Raw genomic sequence first — 17567 nt, 5'->3', positions numbered from 1 at the left:
CTATTACACTATTTTTTCTTTTTTCCAAAATAATAGGTAAGCCCCAATCCGAATTTGTAATAATAATCATCCCGTGTTCCTGCTTTGATGTAGTCGACATTATCACTGAAGTTGATATTTTCTTCTGCAAATAATTTTACTCCAATGCGGTCAGAGGCCATATATTCTAAACCCGCACCAAACTGAATTTTACTGTAGGTGTTTTCAATTTTTTTGTTCATCGCAAATCCGCCTCCTCCGTATAAGTAAGGAGTCAGTTTGTCTTTAGGAAGCAAGATCCATTCGAGATTAAGATCATAAGTGATATAGCCTACATCGAGCAGGTTTTTATTGGCGAGGTTTACAACGTTTGTTGAAGCGCTTATATTGAAAGCAGGTGTAATAAAGAATTTCAAAGCCCCGCGTCCAAATGGTCTTAAAAGCGGATCTTTGTAATCACCATCCATTAAAGTGGAACCGCCTGAAATTTCGATCGCAAATTTACCCCTTCTGTCTTCCATAACCCTGCCGTAAAGCCCTGTTATATCAGCCGTTTTATTTTCTTCATTGTATGCTTTCAATAAATTATCGACTTGCCATTTTGGTGCGTCGGCTTCCCAGATATTATCTTTTATGCCTTCTAAAACCAAAGATTCAACGGCTTTTTCGATCGCTTCTGTAACGGCCATGTGTACAGGCTCGTTCGTTGTATAACCTGTTTCGACTTCAAGCAGTCTTTTAAAGTTTACATATCGGAATAAGCTTTCGTCAATGGCCTGCGATAAAATGGTTTTGGAAATATAAACAGACTTCAGAATTTTTCCGTTTGAGGTTGAAATCATTCTTAAATATACCGTAACACGATCCTGACGGTATTTTACGGATGCCCCGGCGCCAAAATACCGTGCGCCAAAACCTCCTGTAATGATATTAGAATCATACGAAACGATTCCCCCTTCTAACAAAACCCCTGCATATAACAATGGGGTTAACTGAGGTTCGTTTGGATTGGCATTTTTTACATATTCCTGACGTGTGGCCCGAATCAGATTTCGTTCCTGAAGTAAATTACCAATATTTTCACGCTCAATAGGCACAAACCATTTCGAATCTTCCAACGCTTTTATTAATATAGAAGTAGCACCCTGAGTTACGGCAGTACTAAAACTGCTTCCGTTTTCCTGAGGTTTATATTGTCCGGTCTGGTCTCTAAATTTATAAACCCCTACGACAACAGGTTCTTTTGGCTTTGGCAAATCTTTTAACAGGGAAGTTGCAGGAGTTCCTTCTCCCAAAACTGCTTTTTCGACTCCGGTTGGCTGATTGTAATAAGCACCGCAACCCGAAAAAAGAAATCCGAATACGATAAGTAAGTAGTGATGTAATCTCATGTTATTGATTTGGGATAATTACCTGAGTTTGTTCTCCTGTATTGGTGTCCAGAATATTAAGTGTGAGCCCGCCTGAAGATGGGTAAACGTCGACGGAATAGCTTCCGAAAGTATAAGAACCTGCTTTAATCCCATCAGTACCAAATTGCTGTTTGTAAAGCTGACTGGAAATCTGACTCAATAATTGCGAATTTAAACTGGCTTTAAATCGTTCCAGATCTGTTTGTGTAGCTGTTTCGGCTGTTTTATCCTTCTGCTTGTTTTGAGCTTCTGCACTGCTCAAAAGCCATTGATAATTGAATGTGTCTCCCCCAAAGGCCGGATTAACGGGCTTATAAACCAGGGCCTGCGCGTTTATAAATGGAGAAATGAGCAGCAGTGCTGCTAAGGTTACAATAAATTTCATGTCGTTAATAATAAAATTAATACTGAGTGAAATATTTTCGCTGTTTTTCTTTTTCTTTAAAATAGGTAAAGGTGGCATTGACAGATTCCTCTGCAACTGCGTCTAAAAATTCGTCGTCCGGTCTGGCTAAAAACTCATAAATAACCTCGTTGTCAATGGTTATGGTTATGGCTGTATTTCTTGCAAAACTATATTCTTCACCTATGGTTACTATTTTTTCAGCATTTATTCCAATATCATTGTATTTGTAATAATACCGATCATAAAAATCTTTTCCGATTTTTGTTTTGGTGTCGTCTGTAATGATTCCTCTTAACATAAATCCGTCAGCAGGAAGTAGTATTACATCATCTTTTTTTTTTCTTCGCCCAATACCACACGGTCTTTCGCTATTATTTGCTTGTTTTCATCATAAAACAATAATAACACGATGACCTCATCATCTTCAGAAAGATTGATCTGAGAAGTAGATAACTTTTGCAGTTCATTGGGTTGCAGGGTAAAAACACCAACCTGATCGTTGTTAGACTGATTATTACTTTTACTATTATTTTTTATAACTGACATTCTGTAGGCAGCACTCCTGATCACGTCTGTAAGGTTTTCAGCAGTACCTGTAATTTTTATATTACCTTCAATTTTTTCGATTTCCAGTTTTGCTTTTATTTTGTCCTGGGGAACCTGACCATAGATGACGGCCGTAAAAAACAGCAATACGAAAATGATATGTCGATATAAAAAACGCATGTTTTTAAATTTATTTATTGATAAGAATTATCGAAGCACCATTTCCTGTCTGTGTAATTTTCATGTTTTTTGACAGCGAATTGGTTCCGATACTTTGAATGTTTTGATTGTCTCCTTTTTGGATCATTTCCATGTTTACATTATAATTGGTGTGTAATGTAAAATCAGAAATTTTATTATTATCGCCTTGCTGAACAATGTTCTGAGTCAGTGTTTTGGCATTTTTATCCAAAAACAATTCATTGCGGTTTCCGTTCTGATCAACGGCAACTTTGGTTTCATTTGATTTTAAATTCGCTATGACTTTATTTAAATCCCCTATTTGCTGTATCTGGATACCGGATTGAATTTTAGCATTTAAATCATTTTGTGCTTTTTTATCCATACCTGAAACCACACTTAAAGCTTTTTCTTTAGAATTAAAGACAGAGGAGCTATAGGGTTTAAAGTCTGAATTATCTTCTTTTTCCTGTGCATAAAATACAGGGGAAAAGAGTAAAAGCAATACACTATATAAAATGAAAGTTTTCATCCTGATTGGTTTAGAGTAAAAAATGAGATAGTCACGTTCTATGACTATCTCATTTAAAAAATGTAAAATACTAGTTAGTCTGAGTAACTGTAATGGTATTGAAATTTCCTTTTGAGAAAGCGATACTGCTGTGAGCTGCTCCTGTTTGAGAAATCGTAGCGGTATTGCTGTTACCAATTTGCAATGTATTTTCAGTCAATTTGATACCATCCTGTGTACTTGTAGCTTTATTTTCATCACCATATTGATAGTGGTTTGAAGTATTTTTATCGGCTGCAGAAGTACCAACTGGAGATTTTTGAGTTTGCCATGATTGGTTATGAACACCACCCTGAGAAGCATAAGCCACATTGTTGTCTCCGTTTTGAGTTTGTGTAGCCTCATTTTTGCTATGAGGAGCAAATGGAACATTAACTGCTGCAACATATCCTAGCTGAGTAGCATTGAAAGGAAGTCCGGTTGGTTTTTCATTTCCTGTTGTACCCTGATCTACTGTAGCGGTATTACTGTTTCCGGTTTGTTTTTGAGTCGCAATATCAAATCCTCCCAATGCACTTGCCGGTCCTACAATCTGATCTTGCCAGATGGTAGCACTATTGCTGTTTCCGGTTTGGGTTTGATACGCTTTGTTGTCGTGGTTGCTTTGAGAAATAAATGCACCATTGCTGTTTCCGGTTTGTTTTACATCTGCTTTATTGTCTTTTGCTGCATACAATCCCGGTTGAATTCCCTGATACACTTCAGATTTGTTGCTGTTACCATTTTGGTCCACAAGAGATCCGTTGTTTGCCCCGTTTTGAGTTACAATTCCCTGATCAGAATTTCCTACCTGATTCACTGATGAAGTGTTTCCTTGCGCAAAAGCTGCTGCCCCTACAAATAGCATCGCTGAGATGCTCAAAATTACTTTTTTCATAATAGATATATTTAATTGGTTATTAATACAACTTATTATGTAGGTCAGTGTGATTTGGGGGAAATCAGGCTATCAAAAAATCTTCATTTGAAAATAAAAAGCAGAACTCTTATTTTCTTTCTTCATGACCAAAATTAGAAAACTTATCGATATACAATTCAAGTAGAAACAGCTATTTTTCAATAAGTTAACCTCTTTTCGATGAACTGTAAAACTTATTCGATGAACTACTGAAATCGTTAAAAACATAAGTAGGAAATTACTTAATACTTGCAATTTGTTTACATTTACCCCTATAAATCTGCTAAAAACAATAATAAAACGATCCTATTTTAACATTAAGCCAAAAAAAAGCCCACCGTAATCCGATGGGCTTAGTAGCATTGTTACAGTACTCTTTATTTGGTAAACAGTAACTCTCTGTATTTGGTTAACGTCCAGCTTTCGTCATCGACTAAGAGCTCTAATTTATCACAATGATTGCGAATATCTTCAAAATACGGTTTTACGTTATTGCAATAGGCTTCTGCCATTTTTTGGGCATCAGTTAAATGATTGGCTGTTCTTCTTTCGTTTGTCATTGCCAATACTTTAGAATTGATTCCTTCAATATGACCTGAAATTTCTTTAATCAAAACGATTTGTTCTTTGGCAATCGTTTCAAACTCCTTACCGAAGATTTCTTTTAATCCTTTTACATTTTCAATTAATGTATTTTGATAACGAATAGCGGTTGGAATTACATGATTTCTGGCAATATCTCCTAAGACCCTTCCTTCGATCTGGATTTTCTTTGTGTATTCTTCCAATTCAATTTCGTAACGCGCTTCGGCTTCAACATGGTTTAGGATTCCTAATTCATCAAATAAATCCAAAGCTTGTTTTGATACCTTGGCTTTAATCGCTTCAGGGGTCGTTTTAAAATTACTTAAACCTCTTTTAGCGGCTTCTTTTTCCCAGGCTTCGCTGTATCCGTCGCCTTCAAAAAGTATTTTTTTAGATTGTTTGATATACTCTCTTAAAACATTAAAAATAGCATCATCTTTTTTCATGTCTTTCGACTCGATCAAAGTATCTACTGCTGTTTTAAAATCTTTTAATTGTTTGGCCACTATGGCATTTAATGTCGTCATGGCATTCGAACAGTTTGCATTTGAACCTACAGCCCTGAACTCGAATTTATTTCCTGTAAAGGCAAAAGGAGATGTTCTGTTTCGATCTGTATTGTCTAAAAGAACGTCCGGAATTTTCCCTACCACATTCAGTTTTAAATCTGTTTTTTCTTCCGGAGAAAGTTTCCCTGTTGTAACACTTTCTAACTCTGATAAAACTTTGGTCAATTGTGCCCCAATGAAAACCGAAATAATAGCCGGCGGCGCTTCATTTGCTCCTAACCTGTGATCGTTACTGGCAGTGGCAATAGAAGCCCTTAATAAAGTCTCATAATCGTTAACTGCTTTTATGGTATTAATAAAGAAGGTTAAGAATTGTAAATTGCTCATTGGCGTTTTACTTGGGCTCAGTAAGTTTACTCCCGTATCTGTTGCCAATGACCAGTTGTTGTGTTTTCCTGAACCGTTTACCCCTTTGAATGGCTTTTCGTGAAACAGCACTTTAAAATCATGACGTTCTGCGACTCTTTGCATCACATCCATCAATAAGGAGTTGTGATCTACAGCAAGATTTGTTTCTTCAAAAATAGGGGCCAGCTCAAACTGATTGGGTGCTACTTCGTTATGACGTGTTTTTACCGGAATCCCCAGCAACATACATTCCTGCTCTAAATCTCTCATGTAGGTTAAGGCACGCGTTGGAATTGAGCCAAAATAATGATCGTCTAATTGCTGCCCTTTTGCCGAGGTGTGCCCTAATAAGGTTCTTCCGGTCATCATTAAGTCGGGACGTGAATTGGCTAAAGCTTTGTCAATAAGAAAATATTCCTGCTCCCATCCTAAAGTGGCAGTTACTTTTTTTACATTTTTATCGAAATATTTACAAACTTCTGTCGCTGCTTCATCCATTGCAGATAAAGCTCTTAACAACGGAATTTTATTATCTAAAGCTTCTCCGGTATACGCAATAAAAACAGTTGGAATACATAACGTTGTTCCGTAGATAAAGGCCGGAGATGTTGGGTCCCAGGCAGTATACCCTCTGGCTTCGAATGTATTTCTGATTCCGCCATTCGGGAAACTTGATGCATCCGGTTCCTGTTGTACCAATTGTGCCCCGCCAAATTTTTCTACAGGGTCACTGCCGTCATAAGACGTTTCAAAAAAAGCATCGTGTTTTTCTGCTGTTGTGCCTGTAAGCGGCTGAAACCAGTGTGTATAATGTGTAACCCCTTTTGACAAGGCCCATTCTTTCATTCCCATGGCAATGTAATCTGCCAGTTTTCTGTCTATTTTAGTTCCGTGCTGAATGGCGTCCCTAACTCCTTTTAAAGCATCTGAAGTTAAGAACTGCTTCATGGCTTTTTCATTAAACACATTTGAACCAAAAATGTTAGACTTTCTGTCTATTTCTTCAAAATGTACCGGCTTTCTTGTAGAAGCTTCTTTTAAAGCTTGGAAACGTAATGTTGACATGTATATAATTTTAAAAATTCGTAATAATTTTCACTAAAAAAAGAGGAACAAATATAAACAATAAAACTAGCTGTTTTAAACATATATTTTCGATTTTTATGCGATGATTTTTCAACGGAAAATCATTTTTTCAAAGAATAATGAATTTGTTTTAAAGAAATGTAACAAAATACCCCGCTATTATTCATTAAATAAACATTTTTTCATAATTCCTTAACCCATAATTTCAAAAAAGAGGTTTGATTTTTACGAATTTATTTTTTTAAGCTGTTAAAAATTGCTTTTTATAAAATATACCCCTTAGAAAATTGCGCTTATCCGAAAAATTATACTCGGCAAAACAAAATAGCCCCCTAATTTTTACGGCTAAAAAAATAAATCTATATTTGACCCAACGAAAAAAAACAAAAAAATTAATTTATATTATTATGGCTAAAATTAAGTTAGAGTACATTTGGTTAGATGGATATGAACCAACTCAAAATCTTAGAAGTAAAACTAAAGTTGAAGAGCACGAAAATTTCAAAGGAACATTAGAAGAACTTGGAAACTGGTCATTTGATGGTTCGTCGACAAAACAAGCCGAAGGTGGGTCTTCAGACTGCTTATTAGTTCCTGTTGCGATTTACCCGGATCCAACCCGTATTAACGGATACCTGGTAATGTCAGAAGTTATGTATGCTGACGGAACTCCACACCCTTCTAACGGAAGAGCTACAATTGATGATGATAATGATGATTTTTGGTTTGGTTTCGAACAAGAGTATTTCATCATGGATACTAAAACTTTATTGCCATTAGGTTTCCCTGTTGGAGGTTATCCTGCTCCACAAGGTATGTACTACTGCTCTGTAGGTGGAAAAAACACACACGGAAGAAAATTAGTAGAAGAACATGCTGACTTATGTATCGCGGCCGGAATTAACTTTGAAGGTATCAACCAGGAGGTTGCCTGCGGACAATGGGAATTTCAATTATTTGCTAAAGGTGCTAAAAAAGCCGGAGACGAAATTTGGGTAGCCCGTTACTTATTAGATCGTTTGACTGAAAAATACGGTTACTATATCGAATATCACCCAAAACCACTTGGAGATACAGACTGGAATGGTTCAGGTATGCATGCTAACTTCTCTAACGAGGTGTTAAGAACATGTGGAGACCAGGCTACTTACGAAAAAATTTGTGAGGCTTTCCGTCCTGTTACTGCTGAACATATCGCGGTTTACGGTGCTTACAATGACCAACGTTTAACTGGTAAACACGAAACTGCTTCTATTCACGATTTCTCTTACGGAGTTTCAGACAGAGGATGTTCTATCAGAATTCCTTTAATGACCGTTCAAAAAGGATGGAAAGGATGGTTAGAAGACAGAAGACCAGCTTCAAACGGAGATCCATACAAAATTGCTGCAAGAATTATCAAAACTGTTAACTCAGCGCTATAATTCAAAGCTTAAGTTATATATCAAAAAGTGCCATCGTCATTGTTGGCACTTTTTTTATGGATAAAAACCAGGCATTTCGGCTACACTGAATGGGACAAATGTTCTGGCGGAGTCGGGAAAACGAACCAGCCTCTCACCCTCTAAATTTTGAAAGTTAACTTTTCGCTAATTCCTTTTTAAGTTAAACTTCATAAGCTATCTTTGTGTATACCACTTAAAAATAACGAATTATGATAGTCTGGATTTTATTTTTATTAGGCGTAGTTCTTATTCTTGCTTTAGACTTAGGCGTTTTTAATAAAACCCCTCACATTATCAGCACTAAAGAAGCCAGCAAGTGGACACTTATCTGGGTTACTTTATCTTTTCTTTTTTCAGGGGTTATTTACTGGCTTTATACTACTGATTATATTGCCAATCCTGATCATCTGAAACCTGCAGTCGCTTCAATGAAGTTTATTACGGGGTATTTGATCGAACTCTCTTTAAGCGTTGACAATATTTTTGTGATTGCTATAATTTTTGCCTCTTTTAAAATTCCGCAAAAATACCAGCATCGTGTTTTGTTCTGGGGAATTCTGGGCGCTGTGATTTTTCGCGGACTTATGATTTTCTTTGGTGTGATGCTTATCAATAAATTTGCCTGGACCACGTATGTATTTGGCGTGTTCTTACTTTTTACAGCCTTAAAAATGTTATTTTCAGGCAAAGAAGATGATTTTCACCCTAAAGATTCTTTTATCTATAAGTTTTTGGGAAAAGTAATTCCGATCACTTCTGAAATGGAACACGAGAAATTCTTTATTCTGACCGAGAAAGGTAAAAAAGCAGCAACTCCCTTATTTGTCGCATTGATTGTAATTGAATTTATGGATGTTCTTTTTGCAGTCGACAGTGTTCCTGCCATTCTAGCCATTACAAAAGATCCTTTTTTGGTGTTTAGTTCTAATATTTTTGCGATTCTGGGATTACGTTCGATGTATTTTTTCCTCGCCAATATGCTGACAAAATTCAGTTATTTAGAATACAGCCTGATCGCTATTTTAAGTTTTGTGGGATTAAAAATGTTACTGCACGAATGGTTCGTTGTACCGGAGTGGGCTTCGTTAGGTTTTATTGCAGTTTCGCTTTTAGTGGGAATTTTGGTTTCTTTAAAATTTGGCGAAGAAAAAGTACTTACAGATCTGGATGAAGATTAATTTTCTTTGAAATACATATTCATAAAAAAAGGAATCTTACGATTTCCTTTTTTTTATGTTCAAAGTGTTAAATTATAAGATAATTATTATATTTAACACACTAAAAATAAGATTTAACATATTTTAAAACTATATTTATCTCATTATAAACCTTTTAAATGCCTTTATTATGAGAAAATTTTCCTTTTATCTCGCTCTAATTATTATAATGAGCGTTTCAGTATCTGCACAAACAGTAACCCTTACACCTACTTCTGTTAATGGCAATAGCTTTAGCGGTGGCGCTATTAATTTAGGTGGTGTATCTTATTCGAGTATTTCATTATCCGTTAAAGTAGAAATTCCAGGCAATGTAGCTGTTGGAGACCAGGGCACAATAAAAATTTACTGCTCAAACTCTGCTGCGCTAGGAGCCAATGTTACTATAGGTGGTGATGGAGGCTCATTATATTTTGGTGGAGGAAAAGTTGCAACCAAAAGCTTTAATATAAACTTGATATGGGGAGATTTTTTAACATCAAGTGGTTACATATTTGCTGAATACAGAAACCCCGCGGGAACTGCCTATAAAAGTTCAAACATTGCAGTTATAAAAAATGCAACTCTTAATGGAGGAACTGTTAACCCTCCTGCTGACGCTCCTAACCCAACTCAAATTGCTAATACTTTATGCTGTAATCAAACCATTAGACAAGGGGAAAAACCAACACCTATAACAGGATCTCAATATAATAATCCTTATAAAAATGAAATATATGGTATAAATAGTCAATGGACTGCTACAAATGGTTCTATTTTAGATTTAGACAATACAAATAAAACTTTATACTTAGACTACACCAGCGAACTTAATAATATTACAATAAAAAGAAATTTAGGATATAATGGAAATAGTGATTTCCCTAATAAAAGTAATACAATAACTATAACCGTCGTTCCTTCGCCAATAATTGAAAATAAAATTTCTATCAGTGCTCCAATAAATTCTAATGGCTTTTTCGAAATAATCGATACTAATCCAAAACAAATAAATGGAACTGCACCCGAAGGAAAAGTAAATCTAAATATTTTACAAGATCCTTTTCACATTCAACAAAGAGGAGATATTACAACATCTATTGAAAGATATGAATGGGAATACCAAAAAACAAAACCTACATCAGGGCCTTCACAATGGATTACAATCAATAATGCAAACTCTAGTAACTTAGATAGTTTTACTCCTTCAAATATTACACAAAACGAAGACAATTATTATTTAGTAAGGAGGATTGCTATTTATAAAAATCTAAGAAGTGTTAGCAATACTTTAAAAATTATCATAAGGAGCATTCGTAACAACAATACAATTTGTTGTAATCAAATTTTAATGATATCTCTTTCAAATGAAATCGATTTACCAAATTTAATTACAGGCTCAACAGCAGTAGCAAGTTCAAATCAACCTTTTACATATCGCTGGCAAAGCCAATCTATTGATTACAATAATGGTAACGCATTAAGTAATTGGTCAAACATTCCCGGAGCAACAGATAAAGATTATTCACCTCCACCCTTAATCCTTGTTTCAAGTAACAGAAGACAAGAAACCACTTGGTCAACACCCGTAACATACAATTATAGACGTTTGACAATTCCACAATTTTCAAACGAAGAGATTTCATATAGTAATGAAATAAACTTATCCTCAGCCAGTTATAAATCTGCAGAACCTCGATTTATTATTTACCCAAATCCAGCAACATCTATCATAAACATTGAAAACAAGAATACCACAGCATCATTATCCGAAACCACAATAAGTATAGTGAATATAATGGGAGTCGAGGTAAATTCAAACAATTTTTCTACAATAAATCCCAATTTAATAAACATAGATATTTCAAATTTAATTCCCGGAACTTATTTCATTAACATCGAAACTTTTAATGGAGGAAGAAGAAATACTAAACAATTTACATTTATAAAAAGTAATTAAGATTATTAAAACACAATCATAAAAAAAAGGAAATCTTACGATTTCCTTTTTTTTTATTTATTAAACTCATGAGATTAGAAATTAACTTTCTTAATTTCACTTTCATTTAACTTTAAACTTTTCATTACATCTAAATAGTTATTTTTATTTAATGTAGAAGCAAGAGCAGAAGGAACAATTACAACCCTAAAAGTTTGATTATTTATTAAATCTGTTTGAGTAGCCAAGTTAAAAGAAGCAATAACTGTAATTACAAAATCTTCTTTACTAAAATCAAAGAAATAATCTGCTACATCACCATTATCATAATTAGTTGTTTTTGGTATTAATTGCCAAACTGGAGCTCCTGAATTCGTTAAATCTGTTAATCTATAGATCAAAAGCGTTTCATCATTAAATAAATCTCCTCCTATAAATGGCCTAAAATCATTAGCATATTCATAATGAGTATTTGTAAGCCTGGTTAAACTAACATTTTTAACTTCAAATGCTTGAGGAATTGTATCATTGTCTTTGTCATCCGAACAACTAGAAAATGCAAACAGCCCAACGACTGCAAAAAGTGTAAGTATCTTTTTCATGGTATTTGTGGTATTTATTGTTTTTAGAAAACATTTATATACATAAAGGTATTCCAAAAATCAAACCAAAAAAAATATTTACCCTGCAATTGTTAAAAAAAAACTATTATTTCTTCACAACCTGCTGATTTTTAAGCAGAATTTTATTAAAAAAAAGTACATGATAGGGTAATGAATTTTCCCAATAATCCCAGGTATGGGCTCCGGGACGTTCGGTATAATCGTGTTCTACTTTGTTATAAACCAATCTTCGGTGAAGTTCTCTGTTGGGTTCTATTAGAAAATCATCTACGCCGCAATCGATAACCAACGGAAGTTTGTTGGCTTTAATTTTATCCAGCATTCCCATTACGGCATATTGTGCATACATTTCTGAGCTGTCGCTTTTATCGCCAAAAACCGGCTGCATTAGTTTTACGACCTGTGCAGACGATTCGCGATTGAGCATGGTACTCATATCTACTGCTCCGCTCATGCTTCCGGCGGCACAAAATAAATCAGGATGTTTGGCAGATAGGTACAAAGCGCCGTGTCCGCCCATAGAAAGCCCGGTAATAACACGTCCGGATCTGTTGCTTATCGTTCTATAGGTTTTATCTACTTTTTGAATGACTTCCTGTGTAATAAAAGTTTCAAACTGACTCCCTTTGTTTACAGGGCTGTCGAGATAAAAACTAAAGGTTTCGCCTTCGGGCATTACAATAATAATATTGTACTGGTCTGATAAGCCCTGAACTAATTTTTTGTTTGGTGTATTCTTTAACCAATCGCCAAAATGGCCATAAGCACCATGCAACAAATACATAACCGGAAATGCCGATTTGCTTTTTGCATACGAATTTGGCAAAACAACCGCGGCTTTGTAGGTTTTGCTCATGGCTGTACTTGCAACTTGTAAAGTATCTACTTTGGCAGCGTAACTTACTGAGGTCACGCCCAAAAGAATAGCAAACACTAAAAATCTAAAGTTTTTCATAGTTATATTTTTCTGATTAGGGATTGTAAATATAACTTTTTCCGAATAAATCATCTGAAAAATCCGACTTGTTTTTACGCTTTAAGGTTATGTATTTGTGATATTTCTCTTGCCGCAGCTTGCAATGATTTATGGATTATTGAAAAAAAAGGCTGACCACAAATTTTTCAGGAACCGGAACGAAACAAATGTGCTGCAAAAAATACCCACAAATTAAAAGGATTACACAGATTAGAAAAAAAATCAATCTTTTTAATTCGTAAAAGTTGGGCGAATCATGGCAAAAAAAAAAAACCATTCGCCGCAACGAATGGTTTTTCTTAATTTAAAATATCTTTTACCAGATTACGACTCTTACACTATCCGGCTGGTACATTTTGTCTCCTTTTTTGACATTGAATGCCTTATGAAATTCAGGAATATTGCTCAATGGTCCGTTAACCCTGAATTGTTCCGGCGAATGCACATCAGTCATGATTTGATTGATTTTTGATTCGTCCCTGCGGTTGATCATCCACGAATAGGCATAAGCCAAAAAGTAGCGCTGCTCCGGAGTTAGTCCGTTAATTTTTTCTTTGTTTTTAAATTGTGCTGTTTTTTCAAATGCTTCATATCCCATGACCACACCACCTAAATCGGCAATGTTTTCACCCTGGGTCGCTTCACCATTTACGTGTTTTCCCAGCACAGAAAATGCATTATACTGATCTACTATTAGTTTGGTTTTGGCTTTAAATTTCTTTAAATCTTCCGGTGTCCACCAATTGTTCAGGTTTCCTTTTTCGTCATATTGACTTCCCTGATCATCAAAACCGTGAGTTATTTCATGTCCAAAGAAAGAACCTCCAATTATACCGTACAATATCGCATCATCCGGCATACGTCCTTCATAACCCGGAACTATAATATTACAGGCCGGAATTACAATTTCGTTATTACTCGGATTGTAATATGCATTATAGGTTTGTGGCTGCATGACCCATTCGTTTCTGTCTACGGCTTTGCCATATTTACTGATCATGTCTTTGTACTCCCAGTTATTGGCGCTGATCACGTTGCTGCAATATGATTTTCGGTCTATAGAAAGCTGGCTCATATCTTTCCATTTATCCGGATATCCCAATTTCATGACCATTTTACTAAGCTTGTATAAGGCTTTTTGTTTGGTCGCCTCGCTCATCCAGTCTAACTTTTTAATATGCGAAGCAAAGACATCCCTGATATTGTTTCCTATTTCCAATAATTTTTCTTTTACCCCTTTTGGCATATAATCAGTAACATAAATTTGTCCTATTAATTCTCCCAACGAAGTATCGGTTTGCTCTACTACTCTCTTCCAGCGTGGTTCTTGTGTAGATACGCCATTCATTGCAGTATAATAAAATTTGAAATTCTGCTTTTCGATGTCTTTTGTTAAATACGGTGCATAAGTATTGATAACACTCGATTTAAGATAGGTTTTCCATTCTTCAATCGTGTAACTTTTAATCGTGGTATTCAATGCTTTGAAGAATTCAGGCTGCCCTACAATTACAGAATCTGCTTTTGCAATACCTAAAGCCGGCAGTACTTTTTTCCAGTCGATATTGGGCGTAAGGGCATTAAACTGTGCTACCGAAAGTTTATTATAATTTTTTAAAGGGTCGCGAAGGTCTTCTAATTTTCGGGAAGATTTTGCCAGTTCTGTTTCGAGTTTCATAACCGTTGCGGCATTTTTTACGGCAATGGTTTCTTCTTCTCCCGTTGCCTGCATTACGGTTTTAAGGTATCCTAAATAGGCTGAACGAATGGCGACATTTCGTTTGTCTGAGTCGAGGTAATAATCTCTTTGTTTCATTCCTAAACCGCCCTGCCCAAAAAACAAGGCATATTTTGTACTTATCTTATCATCTTGTCCCACATGAAACGAAAATGCCGACTCTGCTCCTATTGTCTGCAAATGTGCAATGGTATTTACCAGGCCCGAAATATCTTTGATTTCGTTGATTTTTTTGATTTCGGTATTTAACGGAGACAAACCTGCTTTTTCGATCGCAATGGTATCCATTCCTGAGGCATAAAAATCACCAATCTTTTGCTGATTGCTTCCTTTTGTTGCTGATGCGTCTTTGGCTGATTTTTCGCAGATACTTTTAATTTGTTCATTAATAGTATCCATCACAATTCTCATGATTCCGTTACTGCTGTTGGCAGGTTTAATTGGATTTTTTTTGAACCATCCGTTATTAGCATAATTAAAAAAATCATCTGCAGGATTTACTGTTGTGTCGCGGTTGGTAATTAATGGATCTGAAAATGCTGTTTCTTTTTTATTACAGCTCAGCAATGTCATTCCGATAAGAAGAAATGCAATAGGTTTTCGAAATAAGTTCATTTAGTTATAAAATTTGGTGATGGATTAAATCTTTACTTACATACTTGTTATAATTTAGGTATAACAAGTATGTAAATATAATTTTTATAACAATATGGTTACTGTGAAAAATCTAAATTTTAAATTCCAAATTCTAATTTTGCGCGACAATTCACCATTGTCCCTGTTCAACCTCCGCAAAAACTAAGGCTTCACCTATTGGACAGGTTTGAGATCGCGGCAAAATAACCTAACATTTTCTTTTGGGCTTCGATTGCTGTCAGCCCTGCCAGTCTATCTTAATTAGCTGATAATAATTTTGTGTTCGTGGCGGTATTGCGAAGCGCTCTTACCGGTGTATTGTTTGAAGGATTTACTAAAGTGGCTAAAATTATTGAAACCGCTTTCGTAACATACTTCGTTGATACTGATTGGTTTTTCGGCCAAAAGTTTTGACGCATGTACCAAACGGTATTCGTTGACAAACTCTGTAAAGGTTTTATTGGATATCTTTTTAAAATAACGACAGAAAGATGGTGTTGTCATACTCACCAGGCTCGAAACCTCGTCGATAGCAATCGATTCCTGAAAATGATCTTTAACATAGTTAAAAACAACATTCATACGGTCATTGTCCTGTGTTTGCAATTCTAATGAAAAGCCATCGGCATTGAGCACAGTATATTCGTCAGAAGAATCTAATTCGTCTAAAATACTCAGGAGTGTCAGCAAACGCTGAAACGGAACCTGGTTTTCCATCATCTCGATTTTCTCCCCGATGCGTTTTTTAGTTTCTCCGCCAAAAGCGATGCCGCCTTTTGCCTGACTAAAAAGATTTTGAACCTTTCTCATTTCGGGAGCAATAAAAAAATCATTCCCTAAAAATTCAGGTTTAATATGAATAACAGTTTCGTTTGTGTTTCCTGTTTGTTCATTTGTAAAACCGCAATGTGGCAAATTGGCACCTATCAGAATCAAACTCCCGTTGGTATAATAAGAAACGTGGCTTCCTATTTGTCTTTTGCCCGCACCACCGTTTATGTAAACCAACTCAATTTCAGGATGATAATGCCACACATGGGCTTTACTGTTGGTTTTTTCAGGATGTTTGGTGTAGGTAAAAGAACTTCCGTATGAGTTAGATATCACTTCAAGAGCTGGGGCAATTGTCTTCATGATAAAATCTTTAAAAAATAATAGCAAATTTAACAAAAACGCCTAATATAATTTAAAAATTAACCTATAACGGTTTCGTAAATGAGGATTTCTCATCAAAATACGCAAAAGTTAAATTGTAAAATTATCACATTTTCCCTATTTTTTAAATGACCAATATTTTTTTTGATGATTTTTTTCATATATCGTATTAATTCTACCATTTTTATAGACATATAGCATTTATGTAAGAATTTTAGATGTTTTGAAAAAATGTTAACATTTAAAAATGTTTGAAAAATAATAGCTGAATTAACAAAAACACCTAAAATAATTCAAATTTTAACCTATAACGGTTTCGTAAATGAGAATATAGCACATAAATTGGAAAATACAGTTGTGATAAAAAAGCCATTACCGGAGTAATTTAGCACCAGAGAATTAGAACAAATAATTTAAAACTAAGAGCTATGAAAAACATTTTAAAATTAAGTTTAGTTTGTGCAGTACTATTAACAGGAATAAGCACTTATGCAATTGATGGAAATGGCAATGATAATGGAAACGCGGATTTTAATCTTCATGTATTAAAAGCTAATGGAAAGCTTATTACGTTTGCTCTAAACCAGGTTCAGAAAGCAAGCTTAAGTATATATGACAAAAACGGAAGCTTAATCTATACAGAGAACGCTTCTGGTAAAGAAGGTATCCTAAGAACTTTTAGCTTAGAAGAATTTCCAGCCGGAACTTATTTCTTAGAAGTTGAAGACAGTGTAAAAAAAGTAAGACATGAAATTCAAATTACTGATGATGCTTCTGTATTATCATCTAAAGCGGTTTCATCAGCATATAAAGCAGGTTTCTCTGCTCAAAATACAGACGTAGTAGTACGCTAAAAAGTTTATACTTCTCATAAAGTATAAAAATGAGGTTAGATAGTTAGTAAAGTTAAAAACTTGATTGTTTTAAAACAGCTCTTTGTGGTTATTGAGCTGTTTTTTTTTGTGCCTTATTTTAATGTTAATCTAACCGCAAGGGCGCAAAGTTTTTTATGTAGTACTTAACGCAAAGTTCGCAAAGCTGATTATTGATATCGCTTTGCGAACTTTGCGTTTATATAAACCTTGCATATAAAAGAGTTTTGCGCTCCTTGCGGTTAAACCTCATTTTGAAACATTCTTTTTGTAAGAAAGACGGATAAATTTACATTCTCTTAATTTTAATAAAACGTTGAAAAATAATAACCGAATTAACAAAAACGATAAAAATAATTCAAAAATTAACCTATAACGGTTTCGTAAATGAGAATACAGCATCGAAA

General features: G+C 35.0%; 15 protein-coding genes. 4 read left to right on the top strand and 11 right to left on the bottom strand.

All coding sequences use genetic code 11. The annotated features are described in order from the left end of the window. Window positions 1-8 precede the first annotated feature (8 nt). From ACHRWY_RS08285 to ACHRWY_RS08255, 7 genes are all read right to left on the bottom strand, one after another. On the bottom strand, window positions 9-1370 hold the full coding sequence (locus tag ACHRWY_RS08285; RefSeq protein ID WP_395353789.1) for a CsgG/HfaB family protein: 1362 nt from the start codon (window positions 1368-1370) through the stop codon (window positions 9-11). 1 nt (window position 1371) lies between these two features. After that, window positions 1372-1776 carry a curli production assembly/transport component CsgF gene (locus tag ACHRWY_RS08280; protein ID WP_395353788.1) on the bottom strand — a complete coding sequence of 135 codons (405 nt, stop codon included), beginning with the start codon at window positions 1774-1776 and terminating at the stop codon, window positions 1372-1374. Window positions 1777-1792: 16 nt separating this feature from the next. Further along, complete coding sequence (locus ACHRWY_RS08275) at window positions 1793-2095, bottom strand: CsgE family curli-type amyloid fiber assembly protein (protein WP_055098609.1); 303 nt, start codon at window positions 2093-2095, stop codon at window positions 1793-1795. 23 nt (window positions 2096-2118) lie between these two features. Beyond that, a complete protein-coding gene (locus tag ACHRWY_RS08270) occupies window positions 2119-2523 on the bottom strand; it encodes a hypothetical protein (protein WP_395353787.1) in 405 nt (134 codons plus the stop codon). 10 nt (window positions 2524-2533) lie between these two features. Then, window positions 2534-3055, bottom strand: coding sequence for a hypothetical protein (locus tag ACHRWY_RS08265; RefSeq protein ID WP_395353786.1), 522 nt, complete (start codon window positions 3053-3055; stop codon window positions 2534-2536). A gap of 70 nt (window positions 3056-3125) precedes the next feature. Beyond that, a complete protein-coding gene (locus tag ACHRWY_RS08260; RefSeq protein WP_395353785.1) occupies window positions 3126-3971 on the bottom strand; it encodes a hypothetical protein in 846 nt (281 codons plus the stop codon). Window positions 3972-4369: 398 nt separating this feature from the next. Then, complete coding sequence (locus tag ACHRWY_RS08255) at window positions 4370-6559, bottom strand: glutamine synthetase III (protein WP_395353784.1); 2190 nt, start codon at window positions 6557-6559, stop codon at window positions 4370-4372. Between the two features lie 428 nt (window positions 6560-6987). Here ACHRWY_RS08255 and ACHRWY_RS08250 point away from each other — a divergent pair, with 428 nt between their 5' ends. The 3 genes from ACHRWY_RS08250 (at window position 6988) to ACHRWY_RS08240 (ending at window position 11181) form a co-directional block, all read left to right on the top strand. After that, window positions 6988-8004, top strand: a complete 1017-nt coding sequence (locus ACHRWY_RS08250; protein WP_055098610.1) for a glutamine synthetase beta-grasp domain-containing protein — start codon at window positions 6988-6990, stop codon at window positions 8002-8004. Between the two features lie 230 nt (window positions 8005-8234). Next, window positions 8235-9203: a TerC family protein gene (locus tag ACHRWY_RS08245; RefSeq protein WP_395353783.1), complete on the top strand. Its 969-nt coding sequence runs from the start codon at window positions 8235-8237 to the stop codon at window positions 9201-9203. A 169-nt stretch (window positions 9204-9372) separates the two neighbouring features. Next, a complete protein-coding gene (locus tag ACHRWY_RS08240) occupies window positions 9373-11181 on the top strand; it encodes a T9SS type A sorting domain-containing protein (RefSeq protein ID WP_395353782.1) in 1809 nt (602 codons plus the stop codon). Between the two features lie 74 nt (window positions 11182-11255). Here the strand turns inward: ACHRWY_RS08240 and ACHRWY_RS08235 are convergent, their stop codons facing one another. From ACHRWY_RS08235 to ACHRWY_RS08220, 4 genes are all read right to left on the bottom strand, one after another. Beyond that, window positions 11256-11762 (bottom strand): hypothetical protein, encoded by a 507-nt coding sequence (locus ACHRWY_RS08235; protein WP_395353781.1) that lies wholly within the window; start codon window positions 11760-11762, stop codon window positions 11256-11258. Window positions 11763-11868: 106 nt separating this feature from the next. Next, entirely contained in the window at window positions 11869-12738 is an 870-nt protein-coding gene (locus ACHRWY_RS08230) for an alpha/beta hydrolase (protein WP_395353780.1), read from the bottom strand. 337 nt (window positions 12739-13075) lie between these two features. After that, window positions 13076-15112: a M13 family metallopeptidase gene (locus ACHRWY_RS08225; protein ID WP_395353779.1), complete on the bottom strand. Its 2037-nt coding sequence runs from the start codon at window positions 15110-15112 to the stop codon at window positions 13076-13078. 282 nt (window positions 15113-15394) lie between these two features. Continuing rightward, window positions 15395-16267 carry an AraC family transcriptional regulator gene (locus ACHRWY_RS08220; RefSeq protein ID WP_395353778.1) on the bottom strand — a complete coding sequence of 291 codons (873 nt, stop codon included), beginning with the start codon at window positions 16265-16267 and terminating at the stop codon, window positions 15395-15397. Window positions 16268-16716: 449 nt separating this feature from the next. Between ACHRWY_RS08220 and ACHRWY_RS08215 the strand changes: the two genes are divergently transcribed. Further along, window positions 16717-17142, top strand: coding sequence for a T9SS type A sorting domain-containing protein (locus ACHRWY_RS08215; protein ID WP_395353777.1), 426 nt, complete (start codon window positions 16717-16719; stop codon window positions 17140-17142). The last annotated feature ends 425 nt before the right edge of the window (window positions 17143-17567 follow it).

Source organism: Flavobacterium sp. FlaQc-48 (assembly GCF_044007335.1).
GTDB lineage: Bacteria > Bacteroidota > Bacteroidia > Flavobacteriales > Flavobacteriaceae > Flavobacterium.
This window is presented reverse-complemented; position numbering and strand designations above follow the sequence as displayed.

Excerpts from the sequence above, each read along its gene's own strand:
- ACHRWY_RS08285 (WP_395353789.1), bottom strand. The coding sequence starts at position 1,370 with ATGAGATTACATCACTACTTACTTATCGTATTCGGATTTCTTTTTTCG.
- ACHRWY_RS08280 (WP_395353788.1), bottom strand. The coding sequence starts at position 1,776 with ATGAAATTTATTGTAACCTTAGCAGCACTGCTGCTCATTTCTCCATTT.
- ACHRWY_RS08275 (WP_055098609.1), bottom strand. The coding sequence starts at position 2,095 with ATGTTAAGAGGAATCATTACAGACGACACCAAAACAAAAATCGGAAAA.
- ACHRWY_RS08270 (WP_395353787.1), bottom strand. The coding sequence starts at position 2,523 with ATGCGTTTTTTATATCGACATATCATTTTCGTATTGCTGTTTTTTACG.
- ACHRWY_RS08265 (WP_395353786.1), bottom strand. The coding sequence starts at position 3,055 with ATGAAAACTTTCATTTTATATAGTGTATTGCTTTTACTCTTTTCCCCT.
- ACHRWY_RS08260 (WP_395353785.1), bottom strand. The coding sequence starts at position 3,971 with ATGAAAAAAGTAATTTTGAGCATCTCAGCGATGCTATTTGTAGGGGCA.
- ACHRWY_RS08255 (WP_395353784.1), bottom strand. The coding sequence starts at position 6,559 with ATGTCAACATTACGTTTCCAAGCTTTAAAAGAAGCTTCTACAAGAAAG.
- ACHRWY_RS08250 (WP_055098610.1), top strand. The coding sequence starts at position 6,988 with ATGGCTAAAATTAAGTTAGAGTACATTTGGTTAGATGGATATGAACCA.
- ACHRWY_RS08245 (WP_395353783.1), top strand. The coding sequence starts at position 8,235 with ATGATAGTCTGGATTTTATTTTTATTAGGCGTAGTTCTTATTCTTGCT.
- ACHRWY_RS08240 (WP_395353782.1), top strand. The coding sequence starts at position 9,373 with ATGAGAAAATTTTCCTTTTATCTCGCTCTAATTATTATAATGAGCGTT.
- ACHRWY_RS08235 (WP_395353781.1), bottom strand. The coding sequence starts at position 11,762 with ATGAAAAAGATACTTACACTTTTTGCAGTCGTTGGGCTGTTTGCATTT.
- ACHRWY_RS08230 (WP_395353780.1), bottom strand. The coding sequence starts at position 12,738 with ATGAAAAACTTTAGATTTTTAGTGTTTGCTATTCTTTTGGGCGTGACC.
- ACHRWY_RS08225 (WP_395353779.1), bottom strand. The coding sequence starts at position 15,112 with ATGAACTTATTTCGAAAACCTATTGCATTTCTTCTTATCGGAATGACA.
- ACHRWY_RS08220 (WP_395353778.1), bottom strand. The coding sequence starts at position 16,267 with ATGAAGACAATTGCCCCAGCTCTTGAAGTGATATCTAACTCATACGGA.
- ACHRWY_RS08215 (WP_395353777.1), top strand. The coding sequence starts at position 16,717 with ATGAAAAACATTTTAAAATTAAGTTTAGTTTGTGCAGTACTATTAACA.